A 26032-nucleotide genomic window follows, 5' to 3' on the forward strand; every position below is an offset into this window, starting at 1 on the left:
GAAACCAATCTCTATGTCGCCTACGGCGTGAGCATGAAATCTGAGAAGGATGCGTACCGTGATGCACTCAGGATGCTCAGCATCACAGCGAGGGACGTGGAGAGCATACGCCTCGACCAGTATTACGGTTCACAGTCCACGCTCGACGACTTCTCCGAAGGCACAAAGGTGTTCATCATTCCCAGAAACAACACAACCATCAGGGGATCGCCTGCATGGAAGGAACTCATACGCAGGCTCATGGAGTCGCCGATGGATTTCTTCGGCGAATATTACAGGAGAGAGAATTCGGAGTCTGAATTCTCAGCAGACAAGAGAACGACCGGATGGCATATACATCAGAGAAGGGAGGACAGAATCAGGACCGCCGCCATGTGCAAGGGCACATGGCACAATCTTTTCAACATGACTGCAAGATAGTGGACTTATGTCCCACTATCCAGCACCGGTTAGAACAGTGCCTGACTTGCAGCCAGAAAAGTCTCTAAAAGCATTCACGAAGCTGTAAAACAGGGGGTGAGCAGTCGTGTGAGAATATGACGGTGACACCAATAACGGGTTACAAGCAACTGGCGATTGTATTGCATCCAACAATATTCTTACCATGACCCTCACTTACCATCATGGATTTACATGGTGGAAAGAAACTGCAGCAATTGCAACAGGGGTTTGGAGAACGCAGGAGAGATGAATTTTAGGACAGGCGGATACGCCAAAGTCGGCGGATGACTTCTCGGCAACTTCAACCAACTCGCGGAGTCGCTTAAGACATTCACCCCATATCACTGTCCGACCTGCGTGAAAGTGGAGTTGTATGAACCCGGCGTGGGAGAACAGGCGCAGAGCTGACTCGCCATCGCTTTATTCACTTGCCTAAGTGTTTGCATAGCACAGTAACCGAGCCGTGCCTGTAGGTGCCTTTTTCGGTGAGCATCATTTCCTCTTCCTTTTCTTTTCATGGCCGACAATAACTAGCTTCGAGTGGCGCATCACACCATGTCCGTCCAACCGGAAAGCTTGAATGTACATTCCTTTCAGCATGGATGTGTTCCTGGAACATTCAATTGCCACGGAGAACTGTCATCAGACACAGGCGTTGAGGATTTGACAGCTTGGCTGCACGCAAGATATGTCGGTGATCCAAGCTTGACAACAAACGAGAACATCATTGCGGACTGATGGAGCGTACAAAGAGGGATCTTAATCGAATATATACACGTATGATTCCAGACAGAATGCTCCCTATGGGATTTGAACCCATGTCGCGGGGTCGAAGGCCCCGCATGATTGGCCTCTACACTAAGGGAGCATCAAATTGGTAGAATACCGGTGGAGTTCAGATACTCCTTGTTCTTAAAATTTTCCAGATGTTCGTAGAGCGCAGAAGTGGAACCACATATTTCATTTCCCTTCTTCACACTACAGACACCTTAAGGTGTTTATTTACCGCGTAAACCTATGCAGCAGGAGTCGCATCAGCATGGAGCGTTTGGCATACATGGCCGACTGTGAAGAGATTTGTACATCTAAGTTTCCGGGAGCCAAAAGGATCCCTGTGGTAGGTGGTTCAGCACCACCTCCAGTCCGCTCCATTTGTGCAGTAACAGAGACTAAAAAGATCTTGCCTCGACGAGGTATTGTCACCCGTTTTCTGGTCAAGTCATCGTTGTTTGATAATGGCAGACCGGGAAGCGTTGCACAGTAGTAACGGATGCTGCAGGGAGGTATTAGGGACCATAGTGGAGGTGTGGCCATATCGCATCGGAAAAACGTCGGTCAGCCTGGGAATCTGAAGGGTCAGGGTGCTTTTGTAATGCATCCGACATCCCGCAACCGATTAAGAAAAGAATTAATAAAGGAGGAATAATCAGTAACTTAGGCAACGGCTATGGAATCAATACTGACTTTCATAATTTCGTATCGACTTGGTTTTAATCATTTGAACCAAATGCGACCTGAAAAGTGACGCTAGGCCAGATTGTTTTCCGAAAGAGCCGTACGCGTCATACATCAAAAGGAGAGACATCAAATGGCAAACAACGACCATATCAACATAGATCCGTCAACGACAAAGTACCTTATACAGGTTAAACTGACGGCAGATGGCATTGTGGAAAAACCCGATGTTGTCGGTGCAATATTTGGACAGACCGAAGGACTGCTTGGTGAAGAACTGGATCTCAGGGACCTGCAGAAGGGCGGGAGAATAGGGAGAATAGAAGTGGAAGTCTCCTCAAGAATGGGGAAATCCGAGGGAATAGTGTTAATACCATCGAGTCTCGACCAGATCGAAACAGCAATCCTCGCATCCTCACTGGAGACAATTGACAGAGTGGGACCGTGCAAGGCAAAAATCGTGGTTGAATCCCTTGAGGACGTCCGCATAACAAAGAGGAACAAGATCATAGAACGCTCAAAGGAGCTGATTAATCACATGAGCAAGCAGTCCAAGACCAACGGACTGGATCTGCTGGAAGCAGTCAGGCAGACGATAAAAACCGAGGAACTGACATACTTTGGAAAGGAGAGACTGCCTGCCGGACCAAATGCAACCGATTCCGATGCGGTAATCATAGTGGAGGGGAGATCCGACGTTATCAATCTCCTCAAATCTGGCATCAAGAACACCATCGCGGTGGAAGGCACAAATATACCGAAATCTGTGCAGGAAATATCGCGCGAGAAGGTTGTCACCGCGTTCGTCGATGGCGACCGCGGCGGCGAACTGATACTGAAAGAACTCATACAGGTGGCAGACATCGATTTCATCGCGAGGGCCCCGAAGGGCCAGGAAGTCGAGGAGCTTACGCAGAAACAGATTATGAAGTGCCTGAGGAATAAGATGCCTGCGGATCAGTACATGGAAATGTACGGGTTGACCACGCCATCTCAGGAGCACAGGGAGAAGGATAATGCTCACAAGAGGAAAGATGAAAATCACCAACCAAGACAGGTTGAAACTGCGGAACGAAAGACGAGGCGCGACGACACGGAGTTTTCGGAAGAGCCTGCAAAAAAGATCGAGATTCAGAAACTCCTGACCGATGTGCAGGAGAATCTCAAGGAAATGCTGAACAACCTGTCCGGAACGTCAAAAGCGGTGCTGGTCGACGTTTCTGGAAACCAGATTGCAGAAGTACCGGTCAGGGAACTGGTCAACAATCTCAGAGATCAGGAAGCGGAAAAGGTCAGCAGCGTTATTTTCGACGGCATAATAACACAGCGAATACTAGATATAGCCGCAGAGAAGAAGATAGGGGTACTGGTTGCTAGCAAGCTCGGGAGCATAACGAAGCAACCAGAGAATGTGGGCATCTGGGTCAAAGAGGAAATCAACTGACGGCGAAAAATAATGTCTTCGAGGCCTGATCTGCAGGGAAAAAAGCCATTGAACATTTCCGGCATAACCACGACTGAGGAAGTGCTGATACCGCAGGATCCGCTCGAACGTGTTATAGGGCAGGATGAGGCGGTAACGCTAGCCAGGGTTGCAGCAGTGCAGAGAAGAAATTTGCTGCTTGTCGGCCCACCTGGCATCGGAAAGAGCATGATTGCAAGAGCGATGTCTCTGCACCTTCCGCCGCCAACACAGGAGCTGAGGGTTGTCCACAACCCTGAAAAACCGGAGAGGCCGACCGTCGAGATCAAGAGCGGAGAAGACGTCGAGACGGAAAAAACAACGAAGGAGTATGCTGGCGGAGAGATAATCGACCCAGTCGAGGCACCTATCACCGTAGCGGAAAGGCTCGGATATAGGTGCAGAAGCTGCGGAACCTATTCATCGCCAAAGGAAGTGTACTGCCCCAAGTGCCAGAAGTCAAAACTGCTCAACGCATTTTCGGGCCAGACAAACCCGTTTGGAGATATTTTCGGAAATCTGTTCGAAATGACCATGGGCCAGGGACTCGGCTCAGACAGGATTACCACTACAAGAAAGAGATTCGACAAGGAGGAAGTGGTCGTCTACGAGCGATATGGCGAAAGCATCAGGGTGCTGGACCAGAAAGCGCTAGAGAAGAAGAGGTCTATGGAGAAGCAGAGCCCACACAAGGTAATAGTTTCTCACAGAAGGAACAATTTCATAATGGTGGCCGGCTCAAGTGAAACAGAACTGCTCGGGGACGTCAGACATGATCCGTACGGCGGCCATGCCCAGCTCGGGACGCAACCGTACGAGAGAGTCATACCTGGTGCCATACACGAGGCTCATGAGGGCGTCCTGTACATTGATGAGTTGCCGCACCTCGGGGAGCTGCAGCGCTACATACTGACTGCGATGCAGGACAAGGTATTCCCGATTGAGGGACACAATGCACAGAGCGCCGGTGCAGCCGTGAGGGTCGACAACGTGCCGTGCGACTTCATTCTGGTTGCATCATGCAACATACAGGACCTGCAGCAGATTATTTCCCCGCTGAGGTCGAGAATTGTAGGGAGTGGCTATGAAGTTCTGCTGGAAACGACGATGAAAGACAATGAGGAAAACAGGGCACAGATAGCGCAGTTTGTCACTCAGGAAATTCATAAAGACGGAAAGATACCGCACGCGACATCAGAAGCGTTGATGGAGCTGATCCGCGAGGCGTCCAGGCGGGCGAAGCTGATTGACGGCAAGGACGATGCTCTGACGCTCCGCTTGAGAGAACTTGGCGGTATCGTGCGGGGGGCAGGTGATATAGCTGCAATGGAAGGAAGCAGATATATCGAAGAGAAGCACCTCAAACTAGCGCTCAAGCGTGCGAAGCCTGTAGAGGAACAGATCAGGGAGAAGTACGGTTACTTCTACAAAGCCGTAAGCGACGAGATGACAACAGCCCAGAAGCACGGCAGGAATGAATACTGGTATGAGAACGAAGTGTCACAGCAGAACAATAAGCCGGGATACGGCTGAAGGTCATAGAACCTTCACCATTCTGAAGCCGTCTTCCATATCTGAATAATACATTGGCAGCACTCCGGAAATCTGGAAGCCGAGTCTGCTATAGAAACGCAGGGCTCCAATATTGCTTTTCCGCACCTCCAGTGTTATCTTTCCCACTCCCCGCATAATCGATTTCTTCAAAAAATCAGACATGAGCATTGTGCCGACGCCGCGATGCGTGTAAGGAGCGGTGACCGCGAGCATCAGCACCCTGGAGTCGGTTCTGCCCTCAAGTACGCCCATAATCATGGCAATGATCTGACCGTCATTGACGGCAACCATAAATCCTTCTAACCACTGCCTTGATTTCTCTAGATAGAGTGACCTTGGATAAAACTCACCGAGCGTGACCTGGACGATTTCAGAAACCCGATCCACATCCTCTGGCCTGAATTCCCTTAATTCAATCATTCCGTTTTTCAGATGCGACATCAGCATTATTTCACTTTCGAGCAAGACACCTTGTAAACCAGCCTGCCCAGAGGCACAGCAGGCCGACTTAAGAGGGATTATAAATAAAGGAATGCATAGCCCTGCCGTGTGAGTGACAAACATTCACATCAAATGACTACAGGATGGAGTCGTCAGATAAGATGGACATGGAATACGATGTTGTGGTTGTAGGCGCCGGGCCTGGCGGGAGCGTTGCTGCGAAATACGCTGCCAGGTCAGGCTGCTCAACACTTCTTATAGAGAAGAGGCAGGAAATAGGTACACCGGTCAGATGCGGTGAGGGCATAGCCAAGAGATGGCTGGACGACGTGGGTATAGAACCGAGCAGCAAGTGGATAGCCAACGAGGTAGACGGTGCCAGGATTATATCACCCAACGGGACGGTGCTGACTGTGGATGAAAGCATGGCTGGCAATGAGTGCGGCTATGTCATACACAGGGATGTGTTTGATCTGTCTTTGGCCCAGCAGGCAGCCGCCGAGGGAGCCGAAGTTATGGTGAAGACGTCGGCAACTGGCATACTTAGGGACGACGGACGGATAGCTGGCATAAGGGCAAAGTCGATGGGCAAAGAATTCAACGTAAAGAGCAAGGTGGTCATTGGCTGCGACGGTTTTGAGTCGCAGGTGGGAAGATGGGCCGGACTGAACACCAATCTGAAGCCCAAGGACGTGGATTCGTGTTACGAGTATACGCTGGTCGGCGTTGACATAGACAGGCGCTATACGGACTTCTTCATAGGGAATATTGCCCCCGGTGGATATATCTGGATGTTTCCGAAGGGAGAGGACACTGCAAATGTGGGCATTGGTGTACAGACAAGCAAGATAAAGGGGCCTGGTGAGGCGAAGATGTACCTCGACAGGTTTATAGAAAACCATCCAGAATTCAGGAAGGGAAAGCCCATCATGGAGATTGCAGGTGGCGTCTCCATAAGCGCACCGCTGGAAAAGACGACGCTGCCCGGATTCATGCTCGTCGGAGATGCGGCGAGAATGATAGATCCGGTAACGGGTGGTGGCATATACAACGCATGTGTTGCAGGAAGAATTGCAGGCGAGGTTGCAGGAAAGGCAGTGGAACTCAATGACTTCAGTCAGCACATGATGGATGCCTACGAGAAGGGGTGGAGAGAGAAGATGGAAGACCACCTCTACAGAAATTATCTAATGAAAGAGAAGATTTCGAGACTGGATGACAGGACATTTGACAGACTTGTTGAAGCTATGACCAAGGTGGACATGAAACGCATGACCACGCTGGACATACTGCGTGCGATCCGGCAAAAGTATCCCGATCTTGTGAAAGAATTCGAAGAATTCATGTGATCTGGTGAACAGGCTGCCTGATCTCCTGCGCTCTGGCGTGGCATGTCGTTCGTGCGCGCTGCATAGGACCCGGTGTCACAGGATATAAATGTCACTTAGATCTGCTGCTTAAGCGGTGAGCAGCATGTCTCTGTTTAAAGTCTCGGCGGAGCTCGGGCCTGAGAATGACGGCCAAGAAGTCGTAGTCAAGGGCTGGGTAGAGGAGATTAGGGATTTGGGCGGTATTTCATTCTATCTCATCCGGGACGGCTATGGCTCCGTGCAGGTGACGCTACTGAAAAAGAAGGCGCCTGCAGAAGTCATATCTGCGCTTGAAGGGGTTTCCAGAGAAAGTGTCGTGGAAATTAGAGGAACCTTGCGAAAGTCCGAGAAATCAGGGAGGGGATTCGAGATAATTCCATCTTCTGCCTCCGTGCTTGCGCGCGCCATGACACCTCTGCCGATGGGCGTTGTGGACAGGGTTTCCACAGAGATGGAGACAAGGCTGGACAACAGATTCATAGATATCAGGAGAGCGGATCGTGGTGCAATTTTCAGGGCGAGATCGGATATTTTGCAGCTGATTAGACAGAAACTGGACGAACTGAAATTCGTGGAAGTGAGCACGCCCAAGATTGTTTCAGAGGGTGCAGAGGGTGGCGCCACGCTGTTCAAAGTCGATTATTTCGGAAGAAAGGCATATTTGGCACAGAGTCCACAGCTATACAAGCAGATGCTCATGGCTTCCGGCCTTAACCGGGTGTATGAAATAGCGTCGGCATACAGGGCCGAACTTTCAGACACAGTCAGGCACACATCTGAATTCGTTTCATTTGATGCCGAAATGGCGTTCATAGACACCATGGACGATGTCCTTGACGCTCTGCAGGCTGTTTTGATGAGCGCTATAAGCCGTGCAGCTGAGAAGTACCGGAGCACGGCAACAGAGGACGCTGAGCAACCCATTCTACCGAAGACGCCGTTTCCCCGGCTGACATACAGTGAATGTCTCGACATACTCGGCTCGGAGGGAAAGGAGACTGTGGAAGGAGACATAGATACGGAAGGAGAGAAGCTCATTGGCAGGGTGATGAAGGAAAGGGGCCATTCGATGTATTTCATCACTAAGTACCCGGCCGCCGTAAAGCCCTTCTACGTGATGGAAGAGAAGGGAACGGAATTCAGTTATTCATTCGATCTGGAATATGACGGCACCGAAATGGCCTCAGGAGGAGTGAGGGAACACAGATACGATGAGCTAGTCTCCAGGATGAAGAGAAAGAATCTGGATCCTGCAGGCTTTGAATTCTATCTTAAATCTTTCAGGTACGGCATGCCGCCGCACGGAGGCTGGGGACTTGGTGTCGACAGGCTCGTCAGCACTTTTCTCGGGCTTGGAAATGTTCGGGAGGCCATACTGTTCCCCAGAGACAGGAGCCGCCTGTCTCCGTGAATAATACACAACGTCTGCGACAGATTATATGCACGCATTGCATTAGGAAGCGATGAACAGATGGGAGACTTATACGAGAGGGAACTCAAGGGCATACTTGGGGGAGAGGAAAAGTTCCTATCAAAGCTGACAAAGAACCTTCCCTATGAACAAAAGAATGCCTACCTCAAGTTGCGGCAGAAGCACTTCCTTGTAGTGAAGGCCGCAGGCTCGTTTGGAATCGACCTTCTGGCAGTGAGGGGCAACTTTGCTTTTCCCATAGAGGTCAAGAGTTCTGCAGCGGACGTTTTCCGGTTCAGCAAGAGTGAAAAACTGGCAGAGCAGGCTTCAAGGATGAGGATCATCTGCGAGCACTCTGCTCTCGTACCTACATACGCATACAGGCTCAAAAATGCCGAGGCGGATCCGTGGAGACTGTTCACCATTGAAAGCAGCGGAGCTGGCCTCAACGGCATACAGGCGCTTCTCTTCCGCAGGCTTCCGAAGATAGGAATGACGCAGGATGGTAACGGGATTCTGAAATGGAACGATGGTATGAAACTGAGCACATTTATCGACTATTTTTCAGAAGTGATTTGATGTTGCGGCCGCAGCCATAGGAATAATGAAGACGGGTAAATGGGAGCGCCATCTGTACAGAGCGCCACCTCTGGACGGCTGCCGGTCGCCAACACCATGTGCAGGCAATGTACAGGCAGAGTTTGGTAAAAACCGCGCGGTAGCATCGAAGACCAATGCCGATGCCCATGAGACACATCGCAATGGCATAGCCCGTCGCACCTGCATATGATCCTGACAGGAAACGGAGGTCGTTAAAACGATGAAACAGTTTAGAAATTTTGAACAGAAACCTTAAAGAGATTTCAACAGAAATTTGACACTGTCTTAAATAATCCTTTAGCATTACAGAATGACGATATAAACGGGGACTGGTTCAATATTTGCCATATCGATGATAAATTCAGGATTGGCTCTTTTGCCATTTTCGGAATGAACAGTTTTCGCAGAGGTGTTACCACTTTGAACAATTCAGGTTGGCTGCTCAAGCACGCAGGAAGAGAGGAAGATGCAGGCGTTCCGCATCTTGGAACGACGTTGAACGCTGGAAAATCGTTGTCGCCAAATATCAGACATTACAGTCATTTAGGCATGCTATGTGACTCTTGCGCGAAACCGACACGGCGTCGCTGTTGACCGGACTGGAAAAATGTATCCCTTCAACACACACAGGTGCATCCGTCAGGGAGGTTCTTGAATGGCCGAGACTGTCAAAATTGGACTTACCGGTCTGCCTGGTTCAGGCAAGACAAGTACGCTGCTCAAGCTGGTAGAAATGCTTGAAGAGGAAGGAAAGACAGTTGGCGGCATGATAACCGAGCCGATTATAGAAGACAAACGCAGGGTTGGGCTCACTGTTCGCAATAAAATGAGCGGTGAAAAAGCGACGCTGGCCAGCCTGGGCTTCGAGTCCAGGTACATGTATGGAAAATTCGGCGTCGATCTGATGGCGCTTGAGGATGTGGGAGTAAAGGCCCTAGTGGAGGCTGAAGAGAAGGCGGATGTCATCATCGTCGACGAGGTTGGGAAACTGGAAGTTGAAAGCGAGAAATTTGTTGATGAAGTGAAGAATGTGCTGGACTCTGATAAAGCAGCAATACTCACACTGCACAAGAAATCGAGGAACCCGCTTCTTCAGGACATACGTAAGAGAGACGATGTTCGCATTCTTGAAGTGACACCAATAAACAGGAATCTGCTTCCCTACAAGGTAATGAAGCTGATGAAAGGACAGCTATGGTAACAGGTGACACGCACCTGGTTGAGATAGCGGAAGGAAAGATCCGCTACATGGTGCCTGAGAAGTACAACAGGAAAGGACCAGGCAGCAGAGGGAGGGAACCCTTCTACAACAGACAGATGGAATTCAACAGAGATGTCTTCATTTCGTTCCTCCGCGCTGTCGCACGCAACGGTGATACGGTGCTGGACGCAATGGCAGCCACAGGCATCAGATCAGCTCGAATCGCGTCCGAAGTGAACACTGACCTTTCAATAACAGCAAACGACACAAATCACGCTGCAGTGGAACTCATGCGCATGAACTTCAGCAGAACAGGCGCTGGCAACGTGAAAGTCACGGACAGAGATGCACGAACAATCATGTCGGAGGAGCGGTTCGATATTATTGACCTGGATCCTTTCGGTACACCCGTAGAATTTCTGCCATCTGCACTTCTTTCCGTTAGGAACGGCAAATACCTTGCAGTAACAGCAACAGATGCGGCCATGCTGTGCGGATCGGCACGTGGCTGTAAGCGGCGGTACCTCTGCATTGCAAAGCGCTGGCCATTCATGCATGAGACTGGACTCAGGAATCTAATTGGTTATGTGGTCAGGATGGCGGCGAGTTATGATAGAGCCGCAGAACCGCTGCTCTCCTACTTTACCGATCACTACTTCAGAATATACTTCAGACTGGTAATGGGTAGCACAAGAGCAGAGAAACAACTAGCGAACATGGGTTATGCACATTACGTCGGATCGACCGGTGAGAGATGGACAGACAGAGAGAGCGGAACCGATTTTACTGGTCCAATGTGGATCGGTCCACTTCATGACTCAACGCTACTCGAAAAGATGAACACGGAGTCATGGTTCGGGACTTCAGACCGCGTCTCCGCAAGGCTCGAAATATGGAAGGGTGAGGCTCTTGCGCCGGCGTTATATTACACGATGGACGAGGTTGCCTCCAAAATGAAGGTCAACATGCCGGACAGGGAAAAACTGCTTAAGGTCCTGGGTAGAAGATTCGGCACTTGTAGAACGCACTTTGATCCCAAGGGGTTCAAGACAGAGGCCGGATTCGACGAGATATGTGAAGCAATCCGTAGCGTGCAGAAAGTCTGAATGCGCTTATGTGCCGTTTTGTTGACAGTTTCCCCTGCTTAGTTACCACACTGCCACGACCGCGCGTGACCTGCTCATCGTCTGGAGGATGTCTGCTCTTCCGCCTTCTTTGAGCCTGACTGCAGGTATCCGCCAAATCCCAATGCCCAGAGAAGGGTTGGGTAAACGATGAGGCGCTCCATACCGCCTCGGTGAAGAGCACCATAGTGGCCCGTGGCATACATAACCAGCGCAATGAGCGAAAGCACACCAAGCACGACTGACAGATAGCCGAAAATGCTTCCAGTGAGCTTGTAGCTGTATATCGCGGCGAGACCGCCAAACAGGAATGCGATGAGGGCGAATATGGAGTGAGGCGCTCCGGTGGTTTCTGGAAAGATGCCCACGCCGGCCGCACCCAATCCGGTTAGGAATATCAGCACAGGGAATATCCTGGAGTCGACGCCGCGCATGAGAAGATATGCGCCGATTGTGAGTAATATGCCCAGCGCGATGATTGAGCCGTTGAAAATGGGAGCACTGACTCCCACACCGAGATCGCTTATGTAATTCGTGGACACGCTGTACGATGGCCTGATTGCCTCGGACACGAGCAGGAATAGCATGAATTCAGCAGCGCCCACAAAAATCAATATGCCAGCAGGCCTGGTGCATTTGGAATCGCGCATGTTGCCGATATAACATGACAGTTTAAATCGATTCTGCCGTCTTGGCTGAATCGAAGGCACTCATACATTAGATAGTTTTCCTCCTGAAAGTTTACCTGTCACTGCTGCCGAGCGCATGATGTCCGCTACAGTGCCATACATATGGCCGTTTCAGGATAGGTCAACTCTTACTTGAGATATCCATTGGCAACTGCATCACATGGAATACGTTGTGTTTTTCGTTCTTGTGAAAAAGCAAAATCCAGACCGGCACAACTTTTCAGAAATAAAGTTCGACGTGAACGGCTCGCATGTGCTGCCCAGTGAAGATTGGGGCAGTCGTTTCAGCACAATCACTGTCTTGTCTGGGGTATTGGAAATAATGGGAGTTGTTAAATAATGCGTAAATCGATAAAAAGCGCCAGCGGGAGGAAGGGTAATTGAGAACCCTTCGTCGACAATAATACTAAGGCAGAATAGTGTTATCGCCATTTACTATGATATCTTGTCTCGGGTATTTTCTCCAATCACCAATTGGTTTGGCCGATAGCAGGATACAAACTGTCCCGTTACTTGGCCTCACATTTATGTTCTCTGGCAATCCAATCAACCATCCAGTTCTGATAACTGCATGGACCACTGTTGCATTGGGTCTTTGCAGTTTGCTCACGTAAGATATTTCGTGCCATCTTATCAGCTATGATGGTTTACGACTTCAGATCTACCATCCTCTTGGTGCCGTTCGCCGATATGATAAATTACGATACTTCGTTCCGTTCCATCAGCAACGCCAGATTCCGTCAACGGTTCGCTGACGCTTGCCGCATCTGCCAGCCATTCCAGTCTGTCGCTCCTGTCGAATCTGGTATCCTCTTTCTTCGGGAACTACACATATCTGCTGGCATAGCCTTGGTTGCCTCTGTCTGGGCGACAGCAACACAGTCTTCTATTTCGGCCAGAGGGCAACATCACTCTTTCATCACTGACCAGTTATTCCAAGACCATCAATTTCGATGGAGACTCGAATCAGTCAGTTCTTGCAGTTGGCGCCCCCCCCCCAATCCTTCCAATATTACAGATACGTCGGCGGGTGCAGGCTTCGGGGGAATCGGTTTCAAGATATATTCATCCAATGTTTCCTACGGGAGTCTGTTTGGAATGATGCTTCAAATCAGTTCGGATATTTATTTCGTCAACGGTACTGGCATGAATCCTGCAGATGTTTCTATATGTGCATCGGTGGTCTTTCCGGCTGACCTGAGAGTTAGAACTAGTGTGTGCCCAGGGAAGGTGGTTACGACAAAGTGGACACATTGATTCACAACAATGGCGCAGAACCGATAAACAATAGGATCGTGAACGTATCAAGTATGCTGGAATATTACGGGAAGGGCCTAACTATGATATCCGGCTAGCCCAATGAGATTTACCAGGTGCTCCAACCCCAGCAGTCGGTTACACTTTCATACAGAATAGAACTGAATGGCGTCGGCCTCTATCTGTTGCCGCCTATTATTTCCATTTCATACCAGCTTATGGAGAAAAGCTTCAATATGACCTATTCTCCTTCTAAATATCTCCGTTCTGCCAATTCCGACGTCTTTTATGCATCAAACATCCTCATCGAGAGTTTCCTGCACGGTGTGTCCCACTCTGTTACCTAGTTGAGTATTCTTGCTAGACCCATTGCAGGCGACTTCTACGTATTCGACACAATCATAATTCTGTTTTTCATTCTGGCGTTTTACATAGAATACAGTGCATTCAGCAAGTGGAACAAACTCAGGCATTCCGGCAGTAAACGGCTGGAATGAACACAACAGCATCAGACCCTTCAGTCAGCGATACAGGTTGCAAATGTCACGCCGTGATGGAGTTTGCTGCCGAATATGTTTACGCAAGAGCAGTATGTCTTCGGTCTGATCCGCAAGAATTCTGGAATGTGCGATGTCTGCACTAACTGGCAGGCATCACCTCTTATTTTCACTTTAACAGTTTTTGAAAACATCAATGTCTTGGCCGAAACGCTTCGAGAATAGCAGCCGAAAACTCATCTTTCGTTTTCTTGTGCTCTTCGGACGGCGGCTCAAATGTCACTGTAGGAGCTGGTTTCGCATAGAAATTTCCAGAGCCCATCGCCGCCTTTCCGCCGCCAGTTTCAATGAAACAGTAGCCGCCTCCTGCGAATCTCTCTTGCGCTCCCATCCCAAGTTTTGATGCAATGTTCGCGGCGACAACTGCACCTTCCTGCAGGGCGAACACTCCAGCCATGGGCAGAAAAACACCATTGTGAAGCCGGATTGATGCTATGTCGCCTATTGCAAATATACCAGGATGCTTCGTTTCAAGCGTTTCCGCATTTACAGGTATCCATCCCGTCGAATCCGTAAGACCTGCCTGCCGCACGGATTCCGGTGCATTGTGCGGCGGCACATAAACCATCAAATCATACGCTGCGTCGTCGATTTCAAACAGCATGTTTCTGCGTTCATAGTCCACTTTGAGAACCATGTGCTCCGTATGATAGCCAATCTCGCGGGCTCTGAGCATGCCAACCAGAGCATTTCCCACCATATCGCCCGCGGCAAGCATAGGCTGCCACTCCGGTGTATAGACATCGACACTGCAGTCGTCTCTGATTCCTCTCTGTCTGAGTGCCGAATCAATGAGAAATGCAATCTCATAAGGTGCCGCAGGGCACTTGAACGGAGTACGAGTAATTAGAACAGCAAAACGGCCCTCATTCATGCGTTCGAGATCACGGCGAAATGCTGCCGCACCATCTTTCTCGTAAACATTGTGCCCTCCCTGAGCGAGGCCTGGAATCAATCCCGGCGACATCTCTGCACCCATAGAAATCACAATGAACTCGGCATGGAAGTCTCCCTTCGTCGTTTTCACAACCATTCCACGGACGTCGATGCCCTTGATTTCGGCACGTACGAATTCGATTCCACTTGATGTTATGGCGGAGAAATCTCCCTCGCCTGTGGCAGGATCCGTTACTTCACCGCTAACTATTCCGAGGTTGTATGCACATTCGTAAAATCGCGATTTGCGATCCATCAACGTCACTGTGTGGTTTCCTCCGAGCAGTTTTGCAAGTTCCGTAGCCACGGAAAGACCGCCGATTCCGGCGCCCAGAACCAATGCAGTCCTTTCGTTCAACCGAAATTCACCACTCTGTCAGCATCTTCGGTGAGAGAGACGAGCGTATCCATCGTTGACATGGGGCAAGCCTCACTGGCATTCATTCTGCGTAACCTGAGACACGTGCCGCAGCTGAGTGTTTCACCGCCAAGTTCGGTGAATCTGCTAAACACCTTCTTCACCTCAAAACGACTGTTGTCCACGGAATCTATCTCAACCGCAGGGCCGAGAAGAAAAATTGAAACGTTGTGGCCCTTGGACAGAACGGCGCTTGCGAACCGGAATGCATTCCACATGGTTTCCGGTTCTTTAGAATTTATCGTCACTGCATACTTCATCTATCTCCACTCTCCTCTGCATACATCATTTACCGCAGATTCAATACATGATTGACACTATTGATGCCTGCTTTCAACCGTTCCAGGAAATTTTCCATGCAAGTCTTTGTCCTCCTTCTCCGGTTATTGTGTACATCAGCCTTAAACATTACCGCAACCCTGAGGGTAATGACTCATGTGCATGCATCCCGCTCTTGTCGAAACGAAAGTTTTCGAATATGCTGTTTGACGTTTCATACACCTTGGTAATGGCGGCCTTCACTATTTTCCCTATTCCGGGCGGCCTAATTTTGATTGCCTGCACATTTATTTGAGATTCTTTTACGAGACTGTGGAAGGAGACACAACTTTTGAGACAACGTCAGATTTCATGGTGTAGCACAAACAGGCATGTGTGAATTCATTTTGCTTTATCCTGATGGCAATAGCGTTCTGCCCATTTGGCTGATTGCATAGCCAGCCTGTGCCACCCAATAAGACCTGATGAAAAGTTAACCAAAAACAGTCTTTGGATCAAACCAGAGGGCTCCTGATTGAAATAACGGTGCATGGGCATTATGCATGCAAGCCAAACGATACGCTCACCACATGTGTGCGCGTCCGACATGCCGTAAGCTACTGAAAAGAATTAGTAAGACTGAGGCAGCATGAAACGCGTTGAAGGGGTGAATGATTGGCTTTTGACAAGTCGTTTGAGGAGTTGGTGCACGAAGGGCAGTCATGGCACTTCAGCGATTGGGACTTCTCGTATCTCAAAGGCAGACTCATCGAGGAACCGCCCCAATGGAACTACAGCAGCATTGTCAGATCTCATTTTCCCGGAACACGCACCATGATTGATCTGGGAACCGGAGGAGGAGAATTGCTTTCGCATCTTGCTCCTTTGCCGCCTGTCACCTGCGCAACTGAAGGGTACGTGCCCAATGTGCCTGTGGCGGCGAAGAGGTTGTCTGCAGTTGGTGTGGAAGTAATTCAAACATATTGCGATGACAATGACACAGTTCCGCAGAGAGGTTCTCTTCCCTTCAGGGACTCGTCAATAGATTTATAGCATTCCTCGAAAGTGATGCGGCTATTTGAGCAGTGCGTGTATTGCCGATAGATTGCAGACACTCTTCACCGTTGCAGGCGGTGTGTTTCTGACGAAATGCTGTACTGCACCACCGAGTCGCCTGTTTGAAGCGAAGTACGTATTGTTGAGCAGTTTTGCCCTCTCATAGTTCCACCACTGTTCCTGAGGGTTGATGTCCGGCGAGTATCTGGGCAATGGCTTGAGAACAACCCGCGGGTGTGCAGCAAGCCATTTCTTCAGCACCTTTGACCTGTGCACTGGCGGATTGTCCAGATATATCCACAGCGTCTTCCCTCTGTGTCTCCTGGACAGCCTTTCGATGAACCTTATCAGCGACTCCGACTTTGCGGCAGTGCTGTTCATCCTGTAGACCCTGCCTTTGAAAGTGTTGACAGCGCCGAAGCCGTTTATGCGCTTTTCATACATCCGCTGTGGCGTCCTCAGCGTAAGGCGCTTTGAGAACGTCCAGCCATAGCCGCCGTTGTGAGAGCGGTCTATGGACATTTCGTCCTCAAAGAGGACGACGACATCGTCCGGCTTTGCATCCATGTCCCTGATGAATCTGGCAGCTAATTCCTCTCTCTCGCTGGCCACTTCACGGCTGTATGTTTCTGCGTATTCCAGTGTTGCCTTGACATAATGTGCGCCCATATCCCTCAGGCAGCGCCTGACGGTCTCCTCAGAGACGGTGATGCCCTTCCGCCGGAAGTAGAGACGCAGCTCGGTACATGTCCAGGTCGACGAGTTGATGCCGTGCTTGCCAGGATCGTTCTCGTCAAGCAGGCGCTTTATCTCTTTCTTCTCCTTCTCGCCGAGTGCCGGCGGCCTGCCACTCCTGTCCCTGTCTTCCACACTCCTCTCCTCATTCCAACGCTGTGCCCACCTGTATATGGCATCTTCGGCTACAGAGAACACCCTCGAAGCATCCTTCACTGAATAACCGATGCTGAGCATGTAAAGTGCACGAAGGCGATCCCTTTCCCTGGGATCCTTGCACTCCTTTGCAAGTTTGTTGAGAATGCCCGAATCAGACACCGAAACTATGCCCATCCCTGTCGGAAGGGCATATCACATTTCCGAAATTTAACGTTTTCCATAGAACTTATGCGGAGAGCTATAATAATCGATAGACACGAGTCGTTCAAGGCTGCGGAAGTTCACCGTGTCCTGAAGTCCGGGGGAGTTTTTATTACACAGCAGGTGGGCAGTGGGCTGAAATCCGAACTGAACGATTTTCTGGGAGCGAAAGTGCCTGTGACGAATTGGAACCTGTCCGTGGCAAAAGAACAGCTCAATGAGGCAGGATTCACGATTGTAGAAGAAGGACAGGCGACGCCGCGTGCAATCTTCAGGGACATAGGTGCCGTGGTGGGCTATCTCAGGATCGCCGAATGGCAGATAGATGATTTTGATGTGACGACATATGCTGAAAAATTAAGGCACCTCGACAGTCACATCAGGAAGAATGGAAGTTTTGTGACAAGAAACCATCTCTTCGTCCTGAAGGCGGTAAAAGAATAGCTGAATGCGAATAGAATATCTTTCCATACCACAACATTCAAAACACGCTGTTATTGAGTCAAGTGATTGGCAGGCCCCGGGAGTTCGCGGACAAGCATATTTAACACAAATGTGCTTCTGTCGGTTTAATGCAGGAGGAGCGTACTGGCAGACTCGGTAAAACATTCACCAGATTCCTCATATCAAAATCATTGGGTTCGATATCGTTCAACCTGTTCGAAATTTATTTTCTGTGGAAAATAGTTTCGACTTATCACTCGGTCTTTCTCGCTGGCATCGTTCCGACCATCGCTCTTGCAGTTCAGCTTCTTTCCTCTGTTCCCATAGGACACGGCATTGACCGGATTAACAGCACTGTTCTGAGCTTCGTATCGACGACAATAATGATTTTCGGTTTTCTCACACTCTTCTTCTCTGAAGGATTGACTGCAATATATCTCGCAACACTCATCATGTCCGCAGGCTATACGCTGAAAGGAGACAGTTTTTCTGCAATATTGAAAAAACATCTGAGCGACGCACAGATCGCAAGAGGCACATCCATGAATCAGATGTCCATTGGAGTATCGGGTGTGCTTGGAATAGCGGCCGGAGGTCTTTCGCTGCTGTTCCTTGAGGGTTTAACGCCACTAATACTGATGGCCATTTCAATCGTTGCCCTTTTACTCTCAATTCCCACATCCGAAGCAGTGAACAGACGAGATAACGGTAAAACGAGAACTGAGTACGGTCAGGTCATTTCATTTTACAGAAAGATCGTCGGGTTCATTGTTGTCGCCACCATGCTGAACGGCCTCTTCATCGGCATTACCGTATACAGCTCCGGTCTCTTCAGCTTGTACCTGCACAGCACACCGGAATTCTACACGATGTTTGAGGTGGCATTTCCGATAGGCATGATATTCGGATCTTACGTTTCGTCGAAAATACTCCACCTCATCGACAAACCCCGGATGCCGGCTCTGCTCGTGCTTCTCTATGGACCTCTCATTTTTCTGCTCGGATCAAGCAGGTCTGTCTACGCAGACATATTTATTTCCCTGACTATCGGTTTCATCAACCCACTCATCAACGTTCCTCTAAACGCCAGGCTGACCAGGGCAACACCAAAGGAAATATTCGGACGGGTTTTCGCTTTTCTCAGGATTTTTATCGGAAGTTCGACCCCTGTCATGGCAGTCGTATTCACCATTCTTTCCATCTACGCGTCCGTTCCCGTCATACTGATGGCAATAGGTGCGTCGGCGGTTTTTGTAGCCGTACTTGGATTCTCGGCGATTCCCAAACTGTACCGAATGACCGAAGCAGGAAAAATGATTTGATCCTAAACAACAAACAACGACGCGTGGTAAGGAAGAATACAGGAAATGGATTAGCTGCAAACTGATACCCAGATGGAAGAGGAAAATATTTCACAATGGCCGTGCATGGGCTTAAGTGAGTCCTAATGATGGCCAGGAAAGCGTTCGCAGCTGGTATGGCTGTCGCTATTATTGCAGGCATGTTGTCAATCTCATACTACGCCACAAGACCGCATTACGTGACTCCCAAGTTGCAAGTGTTCGATGGTAACGGCAGTTATCTGGTTGAGGAAAATTTTTTAGGCTGGTACGGGTACAACTCACCGGTATTTTACTTCCATTCTAATGCAACTCTCCTGCAAAACCATTACCAGGGCTCTCAGTTCAGTATGGAAATACGTACGTATTCTTACAATCATACTATCGCTCCAAACGGTCCTAATTTTCACATTGGGGTTACGCTTTTGCTAACTGGCCATCTGGCACCCAATATTGATCCAAGTTCATTGGTGATAGTGGCAAATGATACAGGTTTTCAGACAAGCAATGTGATTCAATTGTCTTTTTATCCCTTTCCATGGGGAAACAATACAAACGCGTCTTATCACTTGCAGAACGACTACGTTGTTATAGCCGGTATTGGCTCAGTTTACGCACCCATCTCGCTTGCCAATCAGACGATAGCCTCGAAATGGCATAATTTTGCTTTTTAAGCCGATTTCCAGATTATGATCTGGCCAAACACAGATTTCGGCATTCACCACTTCGGTTTTCTTTCCAATCTTAAGGGATTCGGTGTCCCTGTTTATGTTTGCGCCAACATAACATATGTGCAACAGTAAACGGAGGAATCGTTGGAATGAAAGGCACTGCAGACTGCATTGAGGATAAGTGTGGACCCAGCGGGATTTGAACCCGCGGCCTCCGCCTTGCGAAGGCGGCGATCTGAAGTGGTCCTGAGACTTCCACTGATCTATGGGCCCGCTTGCCGTCTGCCTATGTTGACGCCGTGTGTAACGCTCTCTTGTTCTTAATCTGTTTCACGGCCCGCTCCGCGATTTCGGCCGCATGACCAGTGTAGGTAGTGGCATCAAGGAGTTCGTCAAGTTCCTCGGGCGTCATGGCCTTCGCGATGTTTTCCGCTAAAAGCAGCGCATCCTTGAATGAAATTCCGCTTTCGACCGATTTCATAGCGGCGGCTCTGACGGCTTCGTGAGCCTCCTGCCTTCCGATTTTCTCTGCCATATGCAGCATGACCCTCTCCGCCATGATTAGCCCTTTGGCCCTTTCCAGGTTGCGTAGCATGTTCTCCCTTTTCAGCTGCAGTTTTGCGAAAAGGTCCTTTGTCTTAACGAGTATGTCGTCGGTGAGCACGAGCACGTGCGGAATAATTATCCGCTCCGCGCTTGAGTTTGTGAGATCCCTTTCATGCCACAGTATCATGTTTTCGAACGAAGGTGTAGTAAACGCTCTGACAATACGGGCGAGTCCGCAGATGTTCTCCGCCTTGACAGGATTGCGCTTCTGGGCCATGGTGGAGCTGCCAACCTGCCTGGACGAGTCGAAGTATTCCTCGACTTCGTCAATTTCCGTTCTCTGGAGATTTCTCACCTCGGTCGCCATGCGCTCGCATGTAGTAACAGCGTTGGAGAGGACGCTGACCATTTCAGCATACCTGTCCCTGCCGACAATCTGGCCGCTCGCCTGCTCTAAGCTCATGTCGAGGCGCTCCATAATATCTTCCTGTATGTTGAAGAAGCTCTTGCCGAACGATGCACCGGTTCCAACGGCGCCAGACATCTTCCCCACTACAACTCTCTTCTCACATTCATCTATTCTCTCCAGCTGCCTGTCGAGTTCCATTAGATATACTGAAAACTTGAATCCAAGGGTTATCGGAAGGGCAGCCTGTCCGTGTGTCCTTCCCAGCATGATAGTGTCTTTTTCCGCCAGTGCCCTGTCTGCTATGACTGTTTCGAGGTCTACAATATCTGACTTAATTATACGAATGGCATCCCTGAGCTGCAGAGCGGTTGAAGTGTCTATGATGTCGTTGGATGTTGCGCCGAAATGCACGTAAGGGGCACCTCTGCCTGCAACTTCGCTCAGCGCCTTGACCACAGCCATGACATCGTGGCCGATGTCCCTTTCGATTTCGCGCACGGTTTCCAGTTTAACTTTGCCGCCCGTAACCGCCTTATCTATGTCCTTGGCTGCCTCCTTCGGGATTATGCCATATTTGGACTGTGATTGCGCCAGTGCAGACTCAACATTCAGCATAACCCTCAGTCTGGCCTCCTCCTCGAAGAGTGAGAGCATTTCTGCTCTGCCATACCTGTAATCGATCGGGCAGACGTTCATCTTCAAATCACATATTGGCATGGAACAGGTAAATAATATCGTTTCCCTTTCCACAGCTGCTTGGCAGGGATAATGACGGTTTTGAAGTTGAGGTCAATGCACGGATTGAGAATCTGAAGGCAATTAACTATAAGGATGGAAAACTCAGTAAGTGCCACCGGAGCCAATGGATTAAATTCTACGAGAATTTATCCCTTTTGTCTCAGGCAGGATGTGAACAGATGGATTACACCGAAAGACGCGGCGATCTTCCGCCGGAACTGGTTAAGTTCTTTCTGGCACCAGGAGGCCATTCTCTCGTCATTAAGGGAGAGGCAGGCACCGGAAAGACGACACTTGCACTCCAGCTCATAGAAACGATGTCCGAAAAGGAGAATCAATACTATCTGTCGTCCCGTGTTTCGGATGAATCACTGTACAGGCAGTTTCCATGGCTCAAGGAGAGCACTGAAAAGATCAGGCTGCTCAAGGCCGGCAAAGCATTTCTGCTGCATATGGGCTCGGGCAGGAGGAGCGTGTATGAGCAGAGTGATGGCATAAGACAGATGGACTCTACCGATATCGCCCCCGCCATAGAACTACTCAGGGCGTTCAACGATACAGGAGAGAGACTGACAATAGACAGAACCGAGCTCCACAGGCTCGAGGGACAGATTGAAGAGGGAACGGTCTCAGCTTCAGAAGAAATCGCACCCAATCGCATTTCATTTGACAGTAATTCGGTGGACATAGTGGTGGGACGACTGCTCCCCGAACTGGAGGTTGCCTACGATAGAGTCGAGGAACGTCTGCCCGAGAGGAGTCTGGTCGTCATTGACAGCATCGACGGACTGGGGGAGAAATACGACATATCCCCGGAGAGATTGCTGACTGTCATACAGAAGGATATCGTGGAGGGTTCGGGAGCAAACGTGGTGTACGTGCTGGAATCTGCAGGGGGAACTCATATGGACTACCTGGGAGACGGGGTAGTATCACTTTCGAGCGCAGAGATATCAGGGAGGCGTGCCAGGGTGATGGCACTGGAGAAGCTCAGGGGGGTAAAGGTTGACAGACACAAATACATGTTCACGCTCGTCAACGGCAGACTCGAAACGTTTCCCGCATCTCCGAACACCATATCTTATCCGGAAAGAAAGTGGAAACCGCTGCATGAACCCGGGCAGGGAATGGCATCATTTGGTAGCAGGCAGCTTGATGCCATATTCGGGGGACTGCAGTACGGCAGCGTTACGCTCATTGAGGTTGGGGAAAACGTTCCATCAATCTATTCTGATGTGATACAGGACGCCATGGTGGCGAACTTTGCATACAAGAACAGCGGCGTTGCCTGGATTCCGTCAAGGAAGGCGAGCTACGACATACTCCACGACAGGATATCCGGCATGATAGGAGAGGACAGATTCGAGAGGAACGTTAGGATATTCGAGCAGAGTTCTGCCGCTCCTACTGACATACCGTATCTCATTTCGCTGGAAGGGAACAAGCTGTTGACCGACCTGAAATGGGAAACCATTGAATACAATCTCATGGAGTCGAATCACCCGTTCCTCTCGCTCCTCGGCTTCGACATACTGGAATCGATGTACGGTTATGAAGATGACAAGGGACTGCTTGACGGACTCGTCGAACACGTTGGCGCCATAAGGCGTGGTAAGCACGTGATGGTTGCGCAGGCTCTTAATTCAAGCAAGCTCTATCTCCAGTGGCTGAGCGACATTTCACTCATGCACATCAGACTGGAAAACATTGAGGGCACGGTGATGATGCACGGTCTGAAGCCATACACGCAGTTATATGGCATGATGCCCGATCCGACAGCCGAAGATACTATACCGCTGAATCTTATTCCCATTTCCTGATACGCATTGCAAAGGTATAATTCCATAGCGCGTATCAACTGGGTGCATGGAGATGCGCATGCCCAAGAGGCGGTACCTTGACGAAAAAAAGGGCGCCGCGCATGGCAAGGGCAAGCCGTTCGCATTCAGAACAGCACATTATCTGCGGCTGCTCACCGGGCTGAAGGCGTCGAGGCTTTCTGAACTTGCCGACTGCCTTGAAAAAGTTGACGATATGTCGATATTCTATCACATATACCACCCCATATTTTCCGGCCATCTAGTTCCGGAGGAGTATCCAAACGATTTCGCATACTGGACTTCGGATGCGCTGCGAAACTACGATCTGGCTGAGCGCATAGCCGATATAGACCTCCCCGAGCCTCAGAACCTCGACGTGCTGAGAAAGAGGCTCATCGGAATCCTTTGCTCAGATGTGGAGCAGAACGGTGATCAGCCTGTGAGGCGCGGCTATGAGTTTCACTTCATTACATGCACAGTTGTGAGCTTTCCGACGGAGTGGAAAGCGGACACTTTGTTTTCCTTTCTTGACTCTGTCAGCTCCATCAATCCCGCGAGCATTGTATATCACAAAGTCACAGAACGCTTCGTGAACCGGTACGGCGTGAACGGATTTTCCGCATGGATAAGAGAAAATTTCGGATACGATGAGCTGGCAAACAGTATTTCGGCAATAGATCCGCAGACCATGATTTCCGAGGAGATTCTGAGAATGGAACTCGTCAATCGCATTGTAAGCTTCCTTACATAGATGGTGAAAAACCGATGAACGGTTTACCGACAATTTCAGACTACATACCAATCATAGGCAAGGATGAGACGAACGATCTGAAAATGATTTCAGCACAGCTGAAGGACACGGAGCTTACACATATCAACTCCACTCGTTCCGGCGGTGGTGTTGCTGAAATACTGTCCAGAATGGTTCCGCTGATGAATGAGCTCGGTATCAGGGCTAGGTGGGACACCATAAGCGGTGATGATGCATTCTTCAGGACAACAAAGGCATTTCACAACGCACTGCAGAACGGTACAGGCGAACTTACGGAAGACATGTTCCGCACATACAAGGACAGAACGAAAATCAATCTAATGGAGCTCAGGCCTGACACTGATTTTGTGGTCGTTCACGACCCTCAGCCCGCCGGACTCATAGACTCGAAGTACAGAAAAAAGGGAAGCACTTGGATATGGAGATGCCACATCGATGTGTCGAATCCAGAACCGAAGGTGTGGAAATTCCTCAGCAGGTATGTCTCAAGATATGATGGATCAATCTTCTCGAGTCCAGGATTCTCCAGACCGGATCTGAGCGTTAAGCAGTTCTTTATTCCTCCGTCAATTGATCCGCTTTCTGCAAAAAACATCAGCATACCCGATTCCGTCATTGACCGGGTGATTTCGAGATTCGGTTTAGACCCGGACAGGCCGATTGTCACGCAGATTTCGAGATTCGACTACGCGAAAGATCCAATTGGAACGATTGAGGCATTCAAGCTCGCAAGAAAACATGTGGACTGCCAGCTGGTTTTCACCGGAAGCCTAGCAACGGATGATCCGGAAGGTGAGGCAATCTACAGAAAGACGCTCGAGAAGGTGGAAAACGACAAGGACATTCACATCATTCTATTGCCGCCGTTCAGCGACATGGATATAAACGCGCTGCAGAGGGCTTCCGCCGTTGTGCTGCAGAAATCACTCAGGGAGGGATTCGGCCTGACGGTTTCGGAGGCCATGTGGAAAGGTAGGCCGGTCATCGCCAGTGCTACCGGCGGCATACCGCTGCAGATAAGGAACGGCATAAACGGCTTCCTCGTGCACACTATTGAGGGAACTGCATTCAACATAAGGCGGCTGCTGAGGAGTCCAGAACTCGCTGACACGATGGGCCGGAATGCTATGGAGTATGTTAGACACAATTTCCTGATTACAAGGCACCTGAGGGATTATATGCTCATGATGCTGAGCCTCGACGCACACCGCGGCAAAGAAACAAATGCTGGCAGATGGAAAACAGCAGGTGACGGTGCCCGCGAATCTGTTCGTTCTTTTTAAGTATATAAATAGTGATTCGCGTTGCGGAGACTGAGGACAATTATGCCTGCCTCTGTGTGACTGCATGACCCCTTTTATCTATTCACAGCTACTTACTGACGAATACGCAGCAAGGATACTGACGGCGATAATGAGGGTGCCCCGTTCTGCGCAGCAACTTTCAGCGGCGTATGGCATACCCATAGCCGCATGCTACAGGCGCATAAAGATGCTGGAGAAATATGGTCTCATCGAGTGTAAGGAGAGGAAGCTCACTCAGCAGGGAAAGAGGATAAATTACTATATTTCAGCAGTGAAGAACGCTTACATCTTCTTCGAGGGAGGAAGACTCAGGGTCAGACTCGATCTCGTTTCCGGAACAACAAAGGAGTTTGGCGATGACTCCAATATCGGAGAGCCGTGAAGCGGTTGTAACTGTGCACTGTCTTGCAAAGCGCATGTATCAGCAACCGTTCCAACCAGCACGACTGATGCTATTATAGCTCTTTGTAATGATCTTGCCTTATAATCTATTTTATTTAATAATTAACTAGAAATAGACGATAGTGCATACACTGTCTGATGACTGCGAGGAACAGGGAGAGCAAGAAGAAAAAGGACATTTCAGAGAGGGAGTGGAAGAGGAGGAAGGGATATGAACTCCTTCGTGCGGGTGTGAGAAAAGCCGACATAGCGCGTACTCTC

The 26032-nt window shown here is 49.7% G+C and carries 24 protein-coding genes and 2 tRNA genes; 18 read left to right on the top strand and 8 right to left on the bottom strand.

The window, feature by feature from the left end:
- Positions 1–420 (top strand): ISNCY family transposase (locus KIS30_09100; GenBank protein ID MBX8646896.1); only part of this gene is annotated, 420 nt, incomplete at its 5' end.
- Positions 421–1236: 816 nt separating this feature from the next.
- Here the strand turns inward: KIS30_09100 and KIS30_09105 are convergent.
- Positions 1237–1309: transfer RNA gene (locus KIS30_09105), tRNA-Glu, on the bottom strand.
- A gap of 720 nt (positions 1310–2029) precedes the next feature.
- On the opposite strand from KIS30_09105, the gene KIS30_09110 reads away from it, so the two are divergent.
- Both KIS30_09110 and KIS30_09115 read left to right on the top strand, forming a co-directional pair.
- A complete protein-coding gene (locus KIS30_09110) occupies positions 2030–3340 on the top strand; it encodes a DNA primase (protein ID MBX8646897.1) in 1311 nt (436 codons plus the stop codon).
- 12 nt (positions 3341–3352) lie between these two features.
- On the top strand, positions 3353–4891 hold the full coding sequence (locus tag KIS30_09115) for an ATP-binding protein (protein MBX8646898.1): 1539 nt from the start codon (positions 3353–3355) through the stop codon (positions 4889–4891).
- A 3-nt stretch (positions 4892–4894) separates the two neighbouring features.
- On the opposite strand, the gene KIS30_09120 is transcribed toward KIS30_09115, so the two are convergent.
- Positions 4895–5332 carry a GNAT family N-acetyltransferase gene (locus KIS30_09120; GenBank protein ID MBX8646899.1) on the bottom strand — a complete coding sequence of 146 codons (438 nt, stop codon included), beginning with the start codon at positions 5330–5332 and terminating at the stop codon, positions 4895–4897.
- A 188-nt stretch (positions 5333–5520) separates the two neighbouring features.
- Here KIS30_09120 and KIS30_09125 point away from each other — a divergent pair, with 188 nt between their 5' ends.
- The 5 genes from KIS30_09125 (at position 5521) to KIS30_09145 (ending at position 11041) form a co-directional block, all read left to right on the top strand.
- Positions 5521–6702 (top strand): NAD(P)/FAD-dependent oxidoreductase, encoded by a 1182-nt coding sequence (locus KIS30_09125; GenBank protein ID MBX8646900.1) that lies wholly within the window; start codon positions 5521–5523, stop codon positions 6700–6702.
- Positions 6703–6826: 124 nt separating this feature from the next.
- Positions 6827–8134 carry an aspartate--tRNA(Asn) ligase gene (aspS, locus tag KIS30_09130; GenBank protein MBX8646901.1) on the top strand — a complete coding sequence of 436 codons (1308 nt, stop codon included), beginning with the start codon at positions 6827–6829 and terminating at the stop codon, positions 8132–8134.
- 60 nt (positions 8135–8194) lie between these two features.
- Positions 8195–8713: a Holliday junction resolvase gene (locus KIS30_09135; protein ID MBX8646902.1), complete on the top strand. Its 519-nt coding sequence runs from the start codon at positions 8195–8197 to the stop codon at positions 8711–8713.
- 676 nt (positions 8714–9389) lie between these two features.
- Positions 9390–9935: an NTPase gene (locus KIS30_09140; GenBank protein MBX8646903.1), complete on the top strand. Its 546-nt coding sequence runs from the start codon at positions 9390–9392 to the stop codon at positions 9933–9935.
- Complete coding sequence (locus KIS30_09145; GenBank protein MBX8646904.1) at positions 9929–11041, top strand: tRNA (guanine(26)-N(2))-dimethyltransferase; 1113 nt, start codon at positions 9929–9931, stop codon at positions 11039–11041. The genes KIS30_09140 and KIS30_09145 overlap by 7 nt, the downstream gene beginning before the upstream one ends.
- A 74-nt stretch (positions 11042–11115) precedes the next feature.
- Here the strand turns inward: KIS30_09145 and KIS30_09150 are convergent, their stop codons facing one another.
- Positions 11116–11709 (bottom strand): DUF998 domain-containing protein, encoded by a 594-nt coding sequence (locus KIS30_09150; protein MBX8646905.1) that lies wholly within the window; start codon positions 11707–11709, stop codon positions 11116–11118.
- Between the two features lie 1412 nt (positions 11710–13121).
- On the opposite strand from KIS30_09150, the gene KIS30_09155 reads away from it, so the two are divergent.
- Positions 13122–13352 (top strand): hypothetical protein, encoded by a 231-nt coding sequence (locus KIS30_09155; GenBank protein ID MBX8646906.1) that lies wholly within the window; start codon positions 13122–13124, stop codon positions 13350–13352.
- Positions 13353–13502, top strand: coding sequence for a hypothetical protein (locus tag KIS30_09160; protein ID MBX8646907.1), 150 nt, complete (start codon positions 13353–13355; stop codon positions 13500–13502).
- A gap of 193 nt (positions 13503–13695) precedes the next feature.
- Here the strand turns inward: KIS30_09160 and KIS30_09165 are convergent, their stop codons facing one another.
- Entirely contained in the window at positions 13696–14856 is a 1161-nt protein-coding gene (locus tag KIS30_09165; GenBank protein ID MBX8646908.1) for an NAD(P)/FAD-dependent oxidoreductase, read from the bottom strand.
- The gene (locus tag KIS30_09170) at positions 14853–15176 is read right to left on the bottom strand and encodes a DsrE family protein (protein MBX8646909.1); all 324 of its coding nucleotides are present in this window, start codon (positions 15174–15176) and stop codon (positions 14853–14855) included. Before KIS30_09170 ends, KIS30_09165 begins: the two co-directional genes overlap by 4 nt.
- Before the next feature lie 673 nt (positions 15177–15849).
- Between KIS30_09170 and KIS30_09175 the strand changes: the two genes are divergently transcribed.
- Positions 15850–16227, top strand: a complete 378-nt coding sequence (locus KIS30_09175) for a hypothetical protein (protein MBX8646910.1) — start codon at positions 15850–15852, stop codon at positions 16225–16227.
- 21 nt (positions 16228–16248) lie between these two features.
- Here the strand turns inward: KIS30_09175 and KIS30_09180 are convergent, their stop codons facing one another.
- Positions 16249–17298: an IS630 family transposase gene (locus tag KIS30_09180; GenBank protein MBX8646911.1), complete on the bottom strand. Its 1050-nt coding sequence runs from the start codon at positions 17296–17298 to the stop codon at positions 16249–16251.
- 54 nt (positions 17299–17352) lie between these two features.
- Here KIS30_09180 and KIS30_09185 point away from each other — a divergent pair, with 54 nt between their 5' ends.
- The 3 genes from KIS30_09185 to KIS30_09195 all read left to right on the top strand — a co-directional run bounded on the left by KIS30_09185 (position 17353) and on the right by KIS30_09195 (position 19783).
- Positions 17353–17769, top strand: coding sequence for a hypothetical protein (locus tag KIS30_09185; protein ID MBX8646912.1), 417 nt, complete (start codon positions 17353–17355; stop codon positions 17767–17769).
- A gap of 128 nt (positions 17770–17897) precedes the next feature.
- On the top strand, positions 17898–19091 hold the full coding sequence (locus KIS30_09190) for an MFS transporter (GenBank protein ID MBX8646913.1): 1194 nt from the start codon (positions 17898–17900) through the stop codon (positions 19089–19091).
- Positions 19092–19216: 125 nt separating this feature from the next.
- A complete protein-coding gene (locus KIS30_09195) occupies positions 19217–19783 on the top strand; it encodes a hypothetical protein (protein ID MBX8646914.1) in 567 nt (188 codons plus the stop codon).
- Between the two features lie 181 nt (positions 19784–19964).
- Here the strand turns inward: KIS30_09195 and KIS30_09200 are convergent.
- Both KIS30_09200 and KIS30_09205 read right to left on the bottom strand, forming a co-directional pair.
- Positions 19965–20053, bottom strand: a tRNA-Ala gene (locus KIS30_09200).
- A gap of 13 nt (positions 20054–20066) precedes the next feature.
- Positions 20067–21446, bottom strand: a complete 1380-nt coding sequence (locus KIS30_09205; protein ID MBX8646915.1) for an adenylosuccinate lyase — start codon at positions 21444–21446, stop codon at positions 20067–20069.
- A gap of 206 nt (positions 21447–21652) precedes the next feature.
- Here KIS30_09205 and KIS30_09210 point away from each other — a divergent pair, with 206 nt between their 5' ends.
- From KIS30_09210 to KIS30_09225, 4 genes are all read left to right on the top strand, one after another.
- Positions 21653–23293, top strand: coding sequence for a hypothetical protein (locus KIS30_09210; GenBank protein ID MBX8646916.1), 1641 nt, complete (start codon positions 21653–21655; stop codon positions 23291–23293).
- 46 nt (positions 23294–23339) lie between these two features.
- The gene (locus KIS30_09215) at positions 23340–24044 is read left to right on the top strand and encodes a hypothetical protein (GenBank protein ID MBX8646917.1); all 705 of its coding nucleotides are present in this window, start codon (positions 23340–23342) and stop codon (positions 24042–24044) included.
- 14 nt (positions 24045–24058) lie between these two features.
- On the top strand, positions 24059–25348 hold the full coding sequence (locus KIS30_09220) for a glycosyltransferase (protein ID MBX8646918.1): 1290 nt from the start codon (positions 24059–24061) through the stop codon (positions 25346–25348).
- A gap of 64 nt (positions 25349–25412) precedes the next feature.
- Positions 25413–25751, top strand: coding sequence for a winged helix-turn-helix domain-containing protein (locus tag KIS30_09225; GenBank protein MBX8646919.1), 339 nt, complete (start codon positions 25413–25415; stop codon positions 25749–25751).
- Positions 25752–26032 lie beyond the last annotated feature (281 nt).

The organism is Candidatus Sysuiplasma acidicola (assembly GCA_019721035.1).
GTDB lineage: Archaea > Thermoplasmatota > Thermoplasmata > Sysuiplasmatales > Sysuiplasmataceae > Sysuiplasma > Sysuiplasma acidicola.

Bases quoted from the DNA above. Each gene is read 5' to 3' on its own strand.
- KIS30_09220 (MBX8646918.1), top strand. From the start codon at position 24,059: ATGAACGGTTTACCGACAATTTCAGACTACATACCAATCATAGGCAAG.
- KIS30_09180 (MBX8646911.1), bottom strand. From the start codon at position 17,298: ATGGGCATAGTTTCGGTGTCTGATTCGGGCATTCTCAACAAACTTGCA.
- KIS30_09115 (MBX8646898.1), top strand. From the start codon at position 3,353: ATGTCTTCGAGGCCTGATCTGCAGGGAAAAAAGCCATTGAACATTTCC.
- KIS30_09120 (MBX8646899.1), bottom strand. From the start codon at position 5,332: ATGATTGAATTAAGGGAATTCAGGCCAGAGGATGTGGATCGGGTTTCT.
- KIS30_09140 (MBX8646903.1), top strand. From the start codon at position 9,390: ATGGCCGAGACTGTCAAAATTGGACTTACCGGTCTGCCTGGTTCAGGC.
- KIS30_09110 (MBX8646897.1), top strand. From the start codon at position 2,030: ATGGCAAACAACGACCATATCAACATAGATCCGTCAACGACAAAGTAC.
- KIS30_09185 (MBX8646912.1), top strand. From the start codon at position 17,353: ATGCGGAGAGCTATAATAATCGATAGACACGAGTCGTTCAAGGCTGCG.
- KIS30_09190 (MBX8646913.1), top strand. From the start codon at position 17,898: ATGCAGGAGGAGCGTACTGGCAGACTCGGTAAAACATTCACCAGATTC.
- KIS30_09135 (MBX8646902.1), top strand. From the start codon at position 8,195: ATGGGAGACTTATACGAGAGGGAACTCAAGGGCATACTTGGGGGAGAG.
- KIS30_09210 (MBX8646916.1), top strand. From the start codon at position 21,653: ATGGATTACACCGAAAGACGCGGCGATCTTCCGCCGGAACTGGTTAAG.
- KIS30_09225 (MBX8646919.1), top strand. From the start codon at position 25,413: ATGACCCCTTTTATCTATTCACAGCTACTTACTGACGAATACGCAGCA.
- KIS30_09170 (MBX8646909.1), bottom strand. From the start codon at position 15,176: ATGAAGTATGCAGTGACGATAAATTCTAAAGAACCGGAAACCATGTGG.
- aspS (MBX8646901.1), top strand. From the start codon at position 6,827: ATGTCTCTGTTTAAAGTCTCGGCGGAGCTCGGGCCTGAGAATGACGGC.
- KIS30_09215 (MBX8646917.1), top strand. From the start codon at position 23,340: ATGGAGATGCGCATGCCCAAGAGGCGGTACCTTGACGAAAAAAAGGGC.
- KIS30_09145 (MBX8646904.1), top strand. From the start codon at position 9,929: ATGGTAACAGGTGACACGCACCTGGTTGAGATAGCGGAAGGAAAGATC.
- KIS30_09195 (MBX8646914.1), top strand. From the start codon at position 19,217: ATGATGGCCAGGAAAGCGTTCGCAGCTGGTATGGCTGTCGCTATTATT.
- KIS30_09150 (MBX8646905.1), bottom strand. From the start codon at position 11,709: ATGCGCGATTCCAAATGCACCAGGCCTGCTGGCATATTGATTTTTGTG.
- KIS30_09125 (MBX8646900.1), top strand. From the start codon at position 5,521: ATGGAATACGATGTTGTGGTTGTAGGCGCCGGGCCTGGCGGGAGCGTT.